Annotated in this window: 12 protein-coding genes, 1 pseudogene and 1 riboswitch; of the genes and pseudogenes, 3 read left to right on the plus strand and 10 right to left on the minus strand. The window is 49.8% G+C overall.

What is annotated here, in order from left to right; translation table 11 throughout:
* The 5 genes and pseudogenes from AB4124_RS16050 to thiE (AB4124_RS16070) form a co-directional block, all read right to left on the minus strand.
* Nucleotides 1–630, minus strand: coding sequence for a TetR/AcrR family transcriptional regulator (locus AB4124_RS16050; protein ID WP_441973464.1), 630 nt, complete (start codon nt 628–630; stop codon nt 1–3).
* A gap of 146 nt (nt 631–776) precedes the next feature.
* The gene (locus tag AB4124_RS16055) at nt 777–1,943 is read right to left on the minus strand and encodes a dicarboxylate/amino acid:cation symporter (protein ID WP_098742385.1); all 1,167 of its coding nucleotides are present in this window, start codon (nt 1,941–1,943) and stop codon (nt 777–779) included.
* Nucleotides 1,944–2,358: 415 nt separating this feature from the next.
* Entirely contained in the window at nt 2,359–4,359 is a 2,001-nt protein-coding gene (locus AB4124_RS16060) for a fructose-specific PTS transporter subunit EIIC (RefSeq protein WP_441973465.1), read from the minus strand.
* A 246-nt stretch (nt 4,360–4,605) separates the two neighbouring features.
* Complete coding sequence (locus AB4124_RS16065; RefSeq protein ID WP_441973466.1) at nt 4,606–6,558, minus strand: BglG family transcription antiterminator; 1,953 nt, start codon at nt 6,556–6,558, stop codon at nt 4,606–4,608.
* Nucleotides 6,559–6,823: 265 nt separating this feature from the next.
* A pseudogene (thiE, locus tag AB4124_RS16070) lies at nt 6,824–6,979 on the minus strand (thiamine phosphate synthase); the annotation flags it as partial.
* A 139-nt stretch (nt 6,980–7,118) separates the two neighbouring features.
* Here thiE (AB4124_RS16070) and AB4124_RS16075 point away from each other — a divergent pair.
* On the plus strand, nt 7,119–7,544 hold the full coding sequence (locus tag AB4124_RS16075; RefSeq protein ID WP_441973467.1) for a hypothetical protein: 426 nt from the start codon (nt 7,119–7,121) through the stop codon (nt 7,542–7,544).
* Between the two features lie 23 nt (nt 7,545–7,567).
* Entirely contained in the window at nt 7,568–8,095 is a 528-nt protein-coding gene (locus AB4124_RS16080; protein ID WP_339270899.1) for a hypothetical protein, read from the plus strand.
* A gap of 106 nt (nt 8,096–8,201) precedes the next feature.
* On the opposite strand, the gene thiE (AB4124_RS16085) is transcribed toward AB4124_RS16080, so the two are convergent.
* The 4 genes from thiE (AB4124_RS16085) to tenA are packed head-to-tail and all read right to left on the minus strand — an operon-like array spanning nt 8,202 to nt 11,439.
* On the minus strand, nt 8,202–8,858 hold the full coding sequence (thiE, locus tag AB4124_RS16085) for a thiamine phosphate synthase (RefSeq protein ID WP_441973468.1): 657 nt from the start codon (nt 8,856–8,858) through the stop codon (nt 8,202–8,204).
* Nucleotides 8,855–9,862, minus strand: a complete 1,008-nt coding sequence (gene thiD / locus AB4124_RS16090; protein ID WP_441973469.1) for a bifunctional hydroxymethylpyrimidine kinase/phosphomethylpyrimidine kinase — start codon at nt 9,860–9,862, stop codon at nt 8,855–8,857. The genes thiE (AB4124_RS16085) and thiD overlap by 4 nt, the downstream gene beginning before the upstream one ends.
* Nucleotides 9,859–10,701 carry a hydroxyethylthiazole kinase gene (gene thiM / locus AB4124_RS16095; protein WP_441973470.1) on the minus strand — a complete coding sequence of 281 codons (843 nt, stop codon included), beginning with the start codon at nt 10,699–10,701 and terminating at the stop codon, nt 9,859–9,861. The genes thiD and thiM overlap by 4 nt, the downstream gene beginning before the upstream one ends.
* 51 nt (nt 10,702–10,752) lie before the next feature.
* On the minus strand, nt 10,753–11,439 hold the full coding sequence (tenA, locus tag AB4124_RS16100) for a thiaminase II (RefSeq protein ID WP_441973471.1): 687 nt from the start codon (nt 11,437–11,439) through the stop codon (nt 10,753–10,755).
* A gap of 140 nt (nt 11,440–11,579) precedes the next feature.
* Nucleotides 11,580–11,683: riboswitch (TPP riboswitch) on the minus strand.
* A gap of 256 nt (nt 11,684–11,939) precedes the next feature.
* Here tenA and AB4124_RS16105 point away from each other — a divergent pair.
* The gene (locus AB4124_RS16105; protein WP_441973472.1) at nt 11,940–12,440 is read left to right on the plus strand and encodes a VOC family protein; all 501 of its coding nucleotides are present in this window, start codon (nt 11,940–11,942) and stop codon (nt 12,438–12,440) included.
* Between the two features lie 1,410 nt (nt 12,441–13,850).
* Here AB4124_RS16105 and AB4124_RS16110 read toward each other — a convergent pair.
* Nucleotides 13,851–14,873 carry an ABC transporter substrate-binding protein gene (locus AB4124_RS16110; protein ID WP_339292506.1) on the minus strand — a complete coding sequence of 341 codons (1,023 nt, stop codon included), beginning with the start codon at nt 14,871–14,873 and terminating at the stop codon, nt 13,851–13,853.
* Nucleotides 14,874–14,984 lie beyond the last annotated feature (111 nt).

Below are 14,984 nucleotides of genomic sequence, written 5' to 3' on the forward strand. Positions count from 1 at the left end.
TTATTTGCGCGTGGCGTGATCAAAGATCGTAATCAGTTCCTGTACATAAGCCTTTACGTGAAGATCGGGGTTTCTCATCAATTCCAGGCTGAATCCATCGATGGCATGCCGGATAGCGAGCGCCATGACTCGGGAGGATAACGGGGTGAATTCACGAAAGATTCCTTCCTTCGCCCCTGCATGCAGAATCGCCTCAATCGGTTGAAACACGTCCTCATCCGTATCCGCCGAAAACCGAGGCTTCCCCTCCTTCGTCCTCATGCCCGTCACGATTTCCACAACGGCAAATACCATCTTCCGATGATCCGCGATAAACTCCAAATTCGCTTCAATATACTTCTTGAGCCTGTTTTTCGGAGAAGCTTCGTCACGCAGGATTGGCTGCATAAAGGACTCAAAGGCGATATAATACTCCGTCACCACCTGCTCCAGGAGCTCATCCTTGCCTGCAAAATGATAGGAAATCACCCCTTTGCTAACGTTGGCACGCTTGGCGATTTGACCTATCGAAGCTTGGGCATAACCGACCTCGGCAATGGTTTCGATCGCACATGCCACGATTTGCGCACGGCGGGCCTTCTCAATAAAAGACATTTCCTTTTGGTCATTCATTTTATTTTTAGTATTCATGGTTATATTTTAGTACGATCGTACAGAAAAAATCAATAAAAAGCCTGCCCATCTTTTCGGAAATGGGCAGGCTTCCGCCTGAACTCATATAGATTTGCTGGATCCTGACCGTCCGCGATGCAAAGTAGTAATCCGCGCTATATTATTTACGCAGGCTCAGATTTGCTCACGCGGTCCGTGATCACTGCGATTGCTCCATCTCCGGTTACATTACAAGCCGTTCCGAAGCTGTCTTGCGCAATATAGAGGGCGATCATGAGCGACGTCAGCGTTGTATCGAAGCCCAGCATGGACTCCAGCAATCCGAGTGCTGCCATGACGGCACCCCCAGGGACTCCTGGAGCGGCAACCATCGTGATGCCCAGCATCAGAATAAATGGGAACATCATGCCGAGGGAAGTTGGCATCCCCGTCAGCAGCATCACGGCCATCGAGCAGCTTACCAGCGTAATCGTGCTACCGGATAGATGTATGGTTGCGCACAGAGGGATGACAAAATCAGCGACCTTCCCGCTGACCCCGTTCAGCTTGGTTTGACGCAGCGTAACCGGAATGGCAGCGGCAGAAGACTGCGTACCTATCGCCGTAAAATAAGCCGGCAGCATGTTCTTCAGCATGGCAAACGGATTCTTGTGCGCGACTTGCCCCGCAACCAAGTATTGTATGATCAGGAACAGCACATGCAGGACAATGATCATAATGAATACTTTGGCAAAGACCGACAGGATCGTGGTCACTTGCCCGCCATAGGTTAAGTTGGCAAACACGCAGAGGATATGATACGGCAGCAGCGGAATGATGATCGAGGCGATCAGCTTCTCCACAATCTCCCGGAAATCAACCATGACCTTCTGCAAGGTTTGTCCCTTGATTACAGCCGCTCCCAGCCCAAGTGTAAAGGCTAGCAGTAGAGCAGTCATTACCCCGAATACAGGCGGCATGTCAACTTTAAAAAAAGGCTCCAGCAGCGCCTCTTCCGGATTGGCGTAGGAATTAACCAGACCACCAACCTCCAACATATACGGATACAATAGCGTCGCTGCCAAGAACGCCAACAGCCCTGCGATAACAGTGGAGAGATAAGCAAGGCCCGTGGTCACGCCCAGCAGGCGACCGGCCCCTCTTCCCAGCTCCCCGATCCCGGGAGCAATGAATCCGATGATAATTAAAGGTATGGCAAAACCAAGAAAGTTTCCAAACAACCCGCTAAAGGTAGCTAATCCGGCAACCAGCCATTCCGGTGAGAACGATCCGATCGCAATGCCGAGCAAAATGGCTATAAGGATTTTCGGCAGCAAACCGAGTTTTTTCATGTTCATGCTGTTATCACCCACAGATCTTATTTTCGTTTTTTGTCCACTCCAAACGGACATAATCCATTGGACATGGAATGAACAAACTTTATCATATTCTGGATATCATTGTCATTATGCAAAATATGACATCGAAACATACCCGTAACAGATCGGATGACAGATATGGACCATAGAAATAATGGAAAGGCGAAATGCCCGCTCCGGTTCAAGCATGCACACAATTGAAGCCAGCCCCGCTCATTACTGTGCGGGGCTGGCCTCATTGGAATGGTTCCATAGAACCCTAATATGATGAGATAACGGCAGGATCAATTCCAACAGATCAGCCATTATCCTTCTGCTATAAGCCAAGCTCTCTGGCTACTGTTGCCCACCCAACCAATGGCTAGGTGAAGTCACTCGGCGGCTTGAATTACTGCACCTGATCGAGCAATTGATAGGCCTCTTCCTTCGTTGTCACCGCCAAGAGCGCTTCTCTGAAATCATCGTCCATCAGCTTGCGGGACAACATTTGCAGCACTTTCAAATGCGCATTCTGTTTACTATTCCGCGGCACGGCAATCATAAAGATCAGTTTTGCTTCGCTTCCGTCCAGGCTCTTCCAGTCGACACCATCCTGCTGGATACCAAAGATCACGCTTGGTTTCAGGACAGCATCCGATTTACCGTGAGGAATCGCAATATTCATGCCGATGCCTGTGGAGCTTTCTTGTTCCCTGGCTAATATGGCCTGTTTAAAATCTCCATCAGCTCTTACCGCCCCATTCTGCTCCAGTACACCGATCATTTCGTCAATAACAGCATCCTGTGTCGTTCCGGTCAGATTCAGATTAATAAGATCCATTGTTACAATGTCTGTCAATTTCTCGACGCGGATAGCAGGTGCTTCGGTTGCTGTACCGTTATGGGTCACGGTTGAAGTCACTTCTGCTGAGTCCGCAGCTGTGTCTGCTGCCAACTCTTTACGTGCACCGGCCGGTGTTTCTTTCGCTCCTTCTCCAACAACTGCCGGAGTCACACCTTCAACATCTTTCTTGAGCAGACTCACCATGATAATGGATACGGCTGCGCCGCCTATGACAGCGAGGAAGAACATCAACACATTATCAACAGCACCGAGTACGGCTACAATCGGTCCGCCATGGGCTACTCTGTCACCGACATTACCAAACATTGCAATCATCGAACCCGTCATCGAGCCGACCATGATACTTGGAATGACGCGTAGAGGATCTTGCGCCGCGAATGGAATCGCTCCTTCAGTAATCCCGAACAGTCCCATCGTAAATGTTGCTTTTCCAGCTTCGCGTTCCGCAGATGTAAACTTCTTTTTGTTCATCATGGCTGCCAGTCCCATCGCAATCGGAGGAACACAGATGGCAACGGCAATTTGTCCCATGATCACATAATTTCCCTCACCGATCATGGCCGAGCCGAACAGGAACGCAACCTTATTCACGGGACCACCCATGTCAAAAGATATCATCGCGCCCAGAATAAGCGCGAGCAAAATCGAACTTGTGCCCTGCATGCCCGCGAGCCAGACGGTTAACGCTTCAAACAAATTCGCAACTGGAGCACCAACTACAAAGACGAAGATTAACCCTACAACTAGAGAAGCCAGTACCGGAATAACGATAATGGGCATAATCGGCTGCAACGACCGAGGAACCTTGATCTTTTTAATAGCAAGTGCAACATAACCGGCCAGGAAACCGGCAATAATCCCGCCGATGAATCCCGCTCCCGCTTCACTTCCATAAAAGCTGCCGTTCGCAGCAATGAACCCGCCAACCATACCTGGTGCAAGACCCGGTCTGTCCGCAATACTCATGGCGATAAATCCGGCAAGGATCGGAACCATAAAGGTAAACGCAGCCCCGCCGATACTCTCAATCGTTTTCCAGATCGAATCTTCCGGTATAACCAGTCCACCCGGCGTTTTCACGCCTCCCATCGTCAGCGCGACTGCGATGAGCAGCCCGCCGATCACGATAAACGGCACCATATAGGATACACCGTTCATCAAGTGACGGTAGATCGGATTTTGTTTAGGTTTGTTCTCTCCTGTCATATCTTCAGCTGACTTGGACTGTGCCTGATAGACGGGCACATCCCCTTTTATCATCTGTTGGATTAGCTCTTCTGGACGACGGATACCATCCTGCACACCAACGACAAGCAGTTTTTTACCGACAAACCGGTCCTTCACCACCGTCTTATCCGCTGCGATAATAATGCCATCGGCTTCACGGATATCCTGCTCCGTGAATTGATTCTCCACGCCAATGGAGCCTTGGGTCTCGACCTTCAACTCAACGCCGAGCTTCGCACCTGCCTTCTGCAGATTCTCAGCGGCCATATACGTATGTGCAATTCCGTTAGGACATGAAGTAATCGCTAATATTTTCATGATCGTCATTCTCCTTTGCTCTCATGTTCCCGCTTACATTTATAGTGTACACGCTGAAAACGCTGTTATCGGATGAACTTTTTACCGGAACTTCCGGAAAAACAGGTTTATATCGCAATAAAATATCCCCACCAAGTGGAGCCTATGCTGCGTTGCTTATCCAAATACTTTACGGGGACCCCAAAAAGAATGTAAAAAGCAGGACGTATACGCCCTGCTTGATCATCAATGTTTCTTAGATTAATATTACCCTTTTAACGTACTCAGCAATCGCATCGCATCCGTCTCCTTAGATAACGCACTGACCAAAGCCGGCTGCTCACTGATATGCGACAATTCTCTGAACAGCTGCCTCATCTCTTCCCGCTCATCGTGCTTAACCGCAAGCAAGAACACAAGCTCTACTTTCTCGGTTCCCCAGGTGATCGGCTGTTTCAGAGTAACAATCACGATGCAGGACTGTTTAACCCACTTCGGGCTGCCATGAGGGATAGCAATGCCACCGCCAATCGTCGTAGCAGACATATTCTCACGATCCAGCACACTTTCCGCATATCCTGCCTCGACATACCCTTTGTCCTCCAGCATATGCGCAAATTTGGCGATTAACTGTTCTGGGCGCTCTATCTCCTGCTGAGGAAAGACGAGAAAAGGTGTCGTATATTTCAAAAAGACTGATTCCTCAGCCGCCCTGCAATCCGGCTCATCGAGCCGCCGGATCGCTTGCTCCAGCTTACGCTCGTCACTGGCCTCGAGCAGTGGGGAAACGAGGATGTGAGGTGATTTTAGCTTGGGCAGATCCACCGTTGTAATAATAAGATCCACCTCATGAGCTGCCAGATAATCCTCAACTTCCGCTTTGGACATCGTTGTCTCTACATGCACGGACGGGAATCTCCGTTCCACCTTCGCGAGAAGCAATTGGGACATCCCGACGCCCATATGACACACGATAATGGCCTTCTGAGGATGGCTTTCATTCTGGTGAAGCCGTTCCACAGACGCCTGAAAGTGCAGCGTCAAATAGGCGGCTTCCTCTTCGGGAAAATACAGCTGGAGCGCTCCCCCTACCTCTTCCAATGCCATGATGACCCGATCGAACATGTAGGGGTACATCTTTTTGATCTCAGCCAACATCGGATTGGACACAGCCAGACCATAATGAAGACGGTTCATGGTCGTGTATAAATGCACTTTCAACCCGTTCAATAATACCTGGTCCTTGGAGAAAGGGATCATATTCAACTCCGACATCCGCCGAATCAATTGCTCAACCAATTGGGGTAGCAGGGGGTGGCTGTCTGCCAGATCACTCCGCCCACCGCCTTCATCCTCCTTTGTGTATCGGAACTTCCCGCCAAGCAGGTGCAGGGTTAGATAAGCAGTTTCTTCCTTAGAAAAAGGTACGGCGAACAGTTTTTGCAGCTTCTTCAAAAAGTCTATCGCCCATGCAAATTCCGCTTTGTTCTCCAAAAAGGCTATGTCCTGCCCAGAGAGCGAAATTGGCTGTCCCAGCTTGGTCCGTTTGACCATAAGCAGAATATGCAGCATCAGACTTTCAAAGGTTTCATCGGTGAAGCGGAGCTGATGTTGCTTTTGCAACGCCTTCAATTCATTGAATACGGTTGCAATTTCATGCGGTTCATACTGCTTACGCATCATCTGTCCCGTCAACTCCGGACGATTGATCAACTGGTTCAACCGCGCCAGCGCCATCCGTTTGTTCTTCTCGGAGCCTTCAATCATTAAGCCCACACGCTGCTTAGTCACTAAGTTCAGATCAAAGCTGTGCAGCCAGCCCTCAATCTTCTCCATATCTCGACGAATAATCGTCTTGTTCACATAAAACAAAGAAGCCAGATTCTGAATGGTTACGGGCTTCGCGTTCATCAAGAGCCGGTAAGCCAGATGCAGCACCCTTTCCTCATCGGATACATGCTCGGTGGAACTCTCGTTGGAATACAAACGTTGGAATAAATCAGTCTGATCTGCTTCCCCGATCTCCAGATAAACGCCGAGTCCCGGCCTTTTCACAAGATTACCACTGGAGTGCTTAACTATATATTCATCAATTACCTTCAGATCATTCCGGATCGTCTTCTCCGAGCACTCGGTCTGATCCGCTAGATCCTGAACGAGCCACAGCCGGTTCGGTTCCATTAACAAATTGCGAAAAATCTCTTTTTGCCTATTATTCATTCCGATCTCCTATTCAACTTATTTGGAGAGCTCTCTAAATGCGGGGCAGGTACATAGTCCTACGTATATCATATCCAGGTCTGTATAGCAATCTGATCTGGGATGCTGCACGAAAATGGATAGATGCGGATGGAGCAAAAGAATGGCATGTTGACGGAAAAGCTGAGCATATACCGTTTTTTTAAAATCTGACGTTAACAAAACAAGAGTGCCGCAGAAACTTCGGCACTCTTGTTCATGATCCGTATTATAATCCTCTTACATCTCAAGAAATTCGTTCGGTTACACGGCATATCTTTCCTATAAAAGCCTCCACAGCCTCCCGCGTCGACTCCGCCTCCGTCACGGCGGATATCACGGCGACACCATCTGCACCCGCTCCCATCACTTCCTCCACGCGCTCCACGGTAATCCCGCCGATCAATAGGTATTTATTGTTAATTTTAGACAATGAGCCTTATTTAATTTCATATATTGTAAATGTTAAAAGGGAATGGATTAATTATTTCTTTATATTAGGTTTATGCTTAGACTAATATTAAGGAGAATCAAATTAAATTATGCTCAAAAAACTATTTAAACCGGCCTTTTTATCTGTTCTTGCTTTCATGCTCACGCTGTCTCTTTTCTCACCGCATGCTTTTTCATTAAAATCAAATGCATCGCCAGATATATATTTGAGAACGTGCCATAACAATTTTTCTGATTGGTATGTTGATGGCGGAATATATGAAAGTACCTATGAGAAAGTAAGCTCGGTTTCTGCTTACATGGAATTATACCGTGACGGAACATACTTAGGATCGAGCTATGATATCGATGACCTTTATCGTCCTTCCGGTCTAAGAAGCGCGGCAGCTAATATCTCAAGCTGTACACATAAAACATTCGGATTTTATGTTATGAATTGGAATTCTCGCCTTTCGCCTCTTACTGGCAGTGATGTAACTAATTCGGGTTCAGTAAATATACTAAAAAACAAATGATGACTAAAGGAGGAAGCATCTTAATGAAGGTAAAAAAAAGAACTGCTATAATAACTCTCGGTCTAGCATTTGCTATATCAGGTTCTAGTGTTTATGCGAGTGACTCATTAACAAACATCTTCTCTTTTAATACAGAAAATCAAGAAGAACAACAATATATTAAAAACGTAGAAAACAAACTTGTTTCTTCATGGAATTTAGGGAAAGAAACGATCCTACATCATTCAATTAAATCCGTGACATTGACAACACAACAAGACTTAAGCGAATGGAATATGATAAGCTCCATCGAGATTGAAGATAAATTATACTCAAAATTCAAATCAGAAGAGAAATCGTCTTTTATTGATGCATTTTATGGCGAAGAAAGAAGAGCAAACCTAGAAGTAGGGGATTACATGCCTGCTATTCTAATAAACTCCGAGTTAACGGAAGCCAAGCAGTTTTGGCAGAAGTATGATGGTTCTTATATTGTTATTAACATGAAAACGAAGAACTCAAATGGATCAAAACAATGGTATGTAGAAGGAAAAGCAGAACACTTAAACTAATAAAATTTACCCTATAGTTGTTAAGAGTGTCGAAAAATTTCGACACTCTTTTTTTATAGTAAGTTCAATTAATTGTTAATATCCTTTCTCATTAAAAATATCCAATCTACCTGAAGCTCTTATCTACAATAGCCTCCACTACCTTCCTCGCCGACTCCGCTCCCGTCACGGCGGAGATCACCGCGACGCCATCTGCACCCGCTCCCATGACTTTCTCCACGCGCTCCACGGTGATCCCGCCGATCCCAACGATCGGCAGATAGATTCCAGCTTCGCGCAGTTCACGAAGAATCGCTGGGCCTTGTGCTGCCTTGGCATCATCCTTCGAGACGGTTGGATAAATCGGTCCGATGCCAAGATAATCGGCACCGTGGACAATGGCGCGCCTCGCTTCCTCCACGGTATGGGCGGAGACACCCAGAATCCGGTTGCCGATCCGCTCCCGTACGGAAGCCGCGCATTCGTCGTCCTGGCCGATATGCACGCCATCGGCGTTCAGCTTCAGTGCCAGCTCCACATCGTCATTGACGATGAAGGGTACGCCCGCTTGGCGGCACTGATCCTGGATCCGGCGAGCCAACTGGATCATCGGCTCGCCAACAAGCGAGCCATGTCCCTTCTCACGAAACTGGACCAAGGTCGCGCCACCAGCCAATGCCTCCTGCACAATCCGGCTTGGCTCTTCGATACAGTTCACGCTGCCAAGCACGAGGTACATCCGTAAATGTTGTTTCATCATTTCGGGTGTCACTCTGCCCGTCATCGCAGCACCTCCTGACGGCGCCGATTGTACGCCCAATGATTTGTCGGACCCTGTCCCTGTCCCAGATTCAAGCTGTCCTCAATGGCCGCTTGAATGAATAAGCGCCCGCTCTGAATCGCATCGAATGCACTCAAGCCTTTGGCCAGGCCTGCAGTGATGGCGGCAGAGAAAGTACAGCCGGTACCATGCGTATGAACGGTATGAATTCTTTTACCGTATAGTTCGGAGAAGGCAGTGCCATCGTATACGAGGTCCATGACCGGAGGACTGCCCGGAGGACCGTCGCCCTTGAAAATGGAAGGACGGGGCCTACGCAACTCCCCGGCGGGAATGGCAGTTCTCGTTTGGTCATTCGTTAATTCGGACCAAGGCTGCTCTTCCTGCTGCGTATCCGCCGCTATAGCGGGTCCCCTGTCTCTTTCGCGATCCGCACCTTCACCGGCTCCAAGCATTCCCTCATCATGGCCGCCTTTGATCACAACGATCTTGGGCCCCAGATCATGAATACGTCTGGCCGCTTCCTTCCGATCTTCCATCGTGCGGATACGCATCCCCGCCAATACTTCGGCCTCCGGTATATTGGGGGTGACGATCAAGGCCAGCGGCAGCAAGTCTTCTCTTAAAGCCTGCACCGCTTCGCTTTGCAGCAGCTCCGCTCCGCCCTTGGCAATCATCACGGGATCGACAACGACCTTCCCCCAGCCGAATGCCCGAATCCGGTCAGCAACCAGCCGAATGACCTCGGCGTTGAACAGCATGCCCGTCTTCAATGCATCTACTCCGAGGTCTGAGCCAACCGCTTCCATCTGCTCGGCTGCTGCCTCTGGGGGAAGCGGATATACGCCGTGAACCCCCAAGGTATTCTGCACCGTGATCGCGGTAATCGCCGACATGCCGTATACGCCGAGCTCCTGGAAGGTTTTCAGATCGGCCTGAATGCCGGCGCCGCCGCCGCTGTCGGACCCGGCAATCGTCAGTGCCCGGGGCACGCGAGTCTTGCTCATCGTGCGCCACCGGCGGCAGCCGTTCCCGCTTCCCGGACAGCGGCATATCCCGCCAACGAGCCTGGATGAAGTTTTGCCAGCTCATCCAGGAAAGCAATCTGGAAGCTTCCCGGTCCTTGGTCCGCCGTGCATTCCGCAGCTCTCGCCGCCGCGGCCCCGTAGAAGGCCAGACCCGCCGTACCCGCAAGCAGCAGGTCTGCTTCCACTGCCGCAAAGGCACCCAGCACCGAGGTCAGCAGGCACCCTGCGCCGGTGACCTTCGTGAGCAGAGCATTCCCGCCGGTTATGATACGCACTTCGGTTCCATCGGTAATCACGTCCTCTTCACCGGTAATGGCCATGATTGTGCCTAATTCGCGGGCAGCCCGCACAGCCAGCTCTAGATGATTGCTGCCTGCGCTATTGCCAGCGTCTACGCCTTTGATCTCGCGCGCCTCCCCGACAAGGTGAGCGACTTCAGCCGCATTCCCGCGCACGAGCGAAACCTTCACCTCGCTTAGGATCCGCAATGCCGACTCCGTCCGAAAACGGGTCGCTCCCGCACCGACCGGGTCCAGCAAGACCGGGACGCCATGTGCATTCGCCGATTGTCCGGTGATGATCATCGCATCCACCAGCTCGCGGTTCAGCGTGCCGATGTTCAGCACGAGCGCGCCCGCTATGGCGGCCATATCCGCCACTTCCTCCGGCGCGTAAGCCATGACCGGCGACGCGCCCAGCGCGTACAAGCCGTTAGCCGTAAAATTCGTAACCACCACGTTTGTCATATTGTGAACGAGGGGGCTCGTCTGCTGTACCTTCGTTAAAAGCGCCGAAACCTCTTTTTCCCATGCATGCATATGAATCGCCTCTCTTATCTATATTGGAATTTATGTGCTTATTATGACTCCTTACAGCACCGCAGCCTGCAGCGGCACCGGCCATTCCTCCTGCTTATATGCCATATCCCAGAACATATACTCCAGCTGGCAGCTCAGCATGAAATGCTCCTTCATCCGTTCCCGCTCGGCTGCCGTCGCGCGCTCTGCCCATTCATCGACACGTTTGCAGAACTTGGCTGTCGCGTCTTCCCCACGGTTGCCATAGAAATTAATCCAGTCATAGAACGGATGGGATTCATCCGGCTTCACTTCATCCAGCAGCTTGCAGCCAATCTCCAGGTACGTCCACGGGCAAGGAAGTAGTACGGCCATAATCTCGCCTAGACTGCCCTCGTGCGCCACTGTCAGCATATGACGGATATAATGATGCGCGGACGGAGCCAGTGGATACCCTTGAAGCTCTTCGTAGGTCACCCCCGCGGCTGCGCACAAATTCTGATGCGGGTGCACCTCGCTGTGCAGGATGAATGATATCTGTTCGTTAAAGGTGGCGATCTCTTCCCTGCTGGTCGATTTGGATATGGCGATTCCGTAGATCCGCATGTAGGCGTTCAAATACTCAAAATCCTGCTTCACATAGTGAATCAGCTGTTCCCGCGCCAGGTTCCCCCCGGCAATGCCTTTTACGAAGGGATGATCGAAGATTGCTTGAAAAATTCCTTCCGCCTGCTGACGGAGCTCTTGCGTGAAACTCATTGTTGTCCCACCTCCAACATATTGAAGAGCAGGAAGTCCATAAGACACGACTTTCCAGGCAACGCTAAAAAGCCGCCCCCGAAAACTGGAGCGGCTTCGTCAACAAGCCCGAGTGCGCCAAAAAACGCACCGAGACCTCATATACGAAGGCTCCACTTTCCTACGCTAGTACGAACTAGATCAGGTTCAAAGGGTCCAAGATATACTCTTGTCTCAGCCGCCAACGGCTCCCCTAGTGGACTTCCTATTCTTTTGTCTAATACTGTACATAGGTTTATGGATGCTGTCAAATGTTAACTGTTCGTGGGCGGAGCCCACGCTCGAACCCTCCCATACCCGGGTGATCATGATGTTTTTCGGTGGCTGAGGTTATTCGCAAAAAACGCCGGCGGCCGAAACTTGTCACGGGAACACTGACGTTTGGTTGTCATGTATTCCCCAACATAGTGAGTACATAAGAGTTATGCAAATAAATGAAGTTTAAAGGAGCGAGCGTATTTATGACGAACCCATCGAAAGCGGTTAAGCCCATTCCGGACGGCTACACCTCCGTGACACCATGGATCATCTCAAGAAACTCCGCAGCGCTGATCGATTTACTGCAGCGGGCTTTTCGAGCTGAAGAGTTAGCGCGCGTCTATGTTGGTGATGGTATCATCGGCCATGCCGAGGTCCGAATCGGGGATGCCGTCGTCATGATGTTTGACGCGAAACCGGAATGGCCGGATAGCCCGGCATACCTCCGTTTATATGTTGAGGATTGCGAAGATGTGTATCAGCAAGCGCTGGCCGCAGGAGCCGTCTCGGTGACGGAGCCAACGAGCTTGTTCTTCGGCGACAAGGTGGGACGGGTACGGGACCCGTTCGGCAACTTATGGTGGGTACAGACACGAATGGAGGACCTCACTCCGGAAGAAGTGGAACAGCGTGCCCAAGACCCGGAATACATCAAAGCGATGACCTATGTTGCCGGTGCGGAGATTGTGGTGAAGATTTCGTAAAATATGAAGTGAAGCAATAGCAGTATAACAGGAGGGCACGGATGGACTCGGTGTCTAGGGGTATGCATGGATGGCTCGGATTATAATCGATGTTGGGGCCGGCGGGAACTCAGAGTAGCTATGGTTTAGAGGTAGAAACCGGGGTAACACAGCGTGTATAGCTGAGGCTGCTGCTGGTATTGGTGCTACTGGTTCTTGGTGCTACTGCTGGTCTTGGCTACTGATGATCTACTGGACTTGGTACTACTCCTCGAGCGTAACGGACTGAGGATACGTTATTTGGCTGAGTAGGTGTGATTTTGGATAGTTATCGGACACCAGGTACGCTATTTATAAAATATGATGGCAAATGGGCCGGTAATTGTGGTAATAAGGGATCCTGTGTCCGTTAGATTTAAAAATCGGGGGCAATTTGAGAAATAAGGGATCTGGAGTCCGTTGATAGGTGGTCTTATCGCTACTGCTGGTCTGAGTGCTACTGCTGATCTTGGCTACTACTGATCTTGGTGCTACTACTGGTATTGGTGCTGCTGATGGCTTGGTGCTACTTGCTGGTCTTGTTACTACTGCTGGTCTTGGCGCTACTTGCTGGTCTTGGCTACTGATGATCTACTGGACTTGGTACTACTCCTCGAGCGTAACGGACTGAGGATACGTTATTTGGCTGAGAAGGTGTGATTTTGGATAGTTATCGGACACCAGGTACGTTATTCATAGAATATGATGGCAAATGGGCCGGTAATTGTGGTAAAAAGGGATCCTGTGTCCGTTAGATTTAAAAATCGGGGGCAATTTGAGAAATAAGGGATCTGGAGTCCGTTGACAGGTGGTCTTATCGCTACTGCTGGTCTGAGTGCTACTATTGATCTTGTTGCTACCTGCTGGCTTGGTGCTACTTGCTGGTTTTGGCTACTACTGATCTTGGTGCTACTACTGGTATTGGTGCTGCTGCTGATCTTGGTGCTACTTGCTGGTCTTGGCTACTGATGATCTACTGGACTTCGTGCTACTCCTTGAGCGTAATGGACTGAGGATACGTTATTTGGCTGAGTAGGTGCTATTTATGAGAGTTAACGGACACCAGGTACGTTATTCATTGAATATGATAGCAAATAGGCTGGTAATTATGGTAATAAGGGATTCTGTGTCCGTTAGATTTAAAAATCGGGGGCAATTTGAGAAATAAGGGATCCGGAGTCCGATAACAGTCAGGGGCAGCGGCACGAAGTAGGGGACTTGGTTAAGCTGTGCTGGCGTGCGGTGTGGCATACCTTATAGCGGCAGTACTGGCGATGCTGTGATGCTAAAAAAGGAGGCATCCCTCAAGATCTGAGATCTTTTGGGATGCCTCCTTTTTTAGCTTTCACTTAGCATCATCCGTTATACGATAATACTAGGCTGCAGCATTCATTACTGAATGCCGTAAAACTCCTGCAGCTGGTCAATCATCAGATTGGCCGCCAGGATGCCGCCTGCTGTATTCCAGATTGCATCATCCACTTTGTGGGCTTGGCCGTTCTTGACGACGTTCAGGTTTTTCCATAATGGATCGTTGATCCATTCCTGCTCGGTTTGGTTGGCGCCGCCATCCCCGGTTTCATAAGTGAAGTAGAAGAGTCTGTCGGCATCTGCCTCAGGCAAACGTTCCTTCGTGATCTCGTCAACGAAATCGTCCTTGGCGTTCTTGGTCATGTCGTTGCGGGCGATGCCGATTTTATCGAAAATGACGCCCGAGAACGTATTGGTATGGTACACGCGCGTCTTGCCAGCCATGAAACGGACCACGGAAACGGTCTCGTCCAGCTTGCTTCCGGCCTTCTCTTTGAAATCCTGAATCCGCTTGTCGTATGCAGCCAATAGCTCCTCGCCTTCGGATACCTTGTTCAGCGCCTTGGCATACAGTTCAAAATTGTTCTGCCACTCGCCGCGAAGATCCTCGGCAAAAACGGTCGGCGCGATCGCCTTCAATTGCTCGTATACTTTCTCCTGACGCATCTTGTTGCCGATAATCAGGTCCGGCTGCAGGCCCGCGATCAGTTCGATGTTCGGCTGGCTCTCTTCCCCGACAACGGTAACGCCTTCCATCTGGTCTTTAATATGTGGATACCATGGGTCACCTGTCCAGGATCTAACAGCGCCTACTGGCTTCACGCCCAATGCGAGAAGCGCCTCGGTTCCTTCGTTCGTGAGAACCACCACTTTTTGAGGGGTTCCCTTGATTGTTTCCGTACCCATCGCATGTGTAACTTCATAGGATTCGCTTGCTGCGCTACCATTGTTACCACTTGCATTATTCGTCGTGTCGCCGCCGGTATTGTTTGTATTTTCTTTCGCTGGGCTTGCTCCACAACCGGCAAGAATCACGATCATAATGAGAGCCAGCAAGCTAAACTTGAGGCCTCTCGTTGGTTTATTTGCCATTCCTTTTCCCATTCCTATCTAAATCCCCCTTGTGTCATATCCTTCTACTTGAAAATCATTATCAATCACTGATTCAAAACTATAAAGGGTTTCCTGAAAAATATCAAGATATTTATGAGAATG

Origin of the sequence: Paenibacillus sp. 2KB_20 (assembly GCF_052115765.1) — a bacterium.
Taxonomy (GTDB): Bacteria; Bacillota; Bacilli; order Paenibacillales; family Paenibacillaceae; genus Paenibacillus_AQ.

What these genes read in the sequence shown, in the direction of transcription:
- tenA (WP_441973471.1), bottom strand. Translation starts at nt 11,439, where the DNA reads ATGAGTTTCACGCAAGAGCTCCGTCAGCAGGCGGAAGGAATTTTTCAA.
- AB4124_RS16050 (WP_441973464.1), bottom strand. Translation starts at nt 630, where the DNA reads ATGAATACTAAAAATAAAATGAATGACCAAAAGGAAATGTCTTTTATT.
- AB4124_RS16110 (WP_339292506.1), bottom strand. Translation starts at nt 14,873, where the DNA reads ATGGGAAAAGGAATGGCAAATAAACCAACGAGAGGCCTCAAGTTTAGC.
- thiD (WP_441973469.1), bottom strand. Translation starts at nt 9,862, where the DNA reads ATGAGCAAGACTCGCGTGCCCCGGGCACTGACGATTGCCGGGTCCGAC.
- AB4124_RS16055 (WP_098742385.1), bottom strand. Translation starts at nt 1,943, where the DNA reads ATGAAAAAACTCGGTTTGCTGCCGAAAATCCTTATAGCCATTTTGCTC.
- AB4124_RS16065 (WP_441973466.1), bottom strand. Translation starts at nt 6,558, where the DNA reads ATGAATAATAGGCAAAAAGAGATTTTTCGCAATTTGTTAATGGAACCG.
- AB4124_RS16060 (WP_441973465.1), bottom strand. Translation starts at nt 4,359, where the DNA reads ATGAAAATATTAGCGATTACTTCATGTCCTAACGGAATTGCACATACG.
- AB4124_RS16075 (WP_441973467.1), top strand. Translation starts at nt 7,119, where the DNA reads ATGCTCAAAAAACTATTTAAACCGGCCTTTTTATCTGTTCTTGCTTTC.
- thiM (WP_441973470.1), bottom strand. Translation starts at nt 10,701, where the DNA reads ATGCATGCATGGGAAAAAGAGGTTTCGGCGCTTTTAACGAAGGTACAG.
- AB4124_RS16080 (WP_339270899.1), top strand. Translation starts at nt 7,568, where the DNA reads ATGAAGGTAAAAAAAAGAACTGCTATAATAACTCTCGGTCTAGCATTT.
- thiE (WP_441973468.1), bottom strand. Translation starts at nt 8,858, where the DNA reads ATGACGGGCAGAGTGACACCCGAAATGATGAAACAACATTTACGGATG.
- AB4124_RS16105 (WP_441973472.1), top strand. Translation starts at nt 11,940, where the DNA reads ATGACGAACCCATCGAAAGCGGTTAAGCCCATTCCGGACGGCTACACC.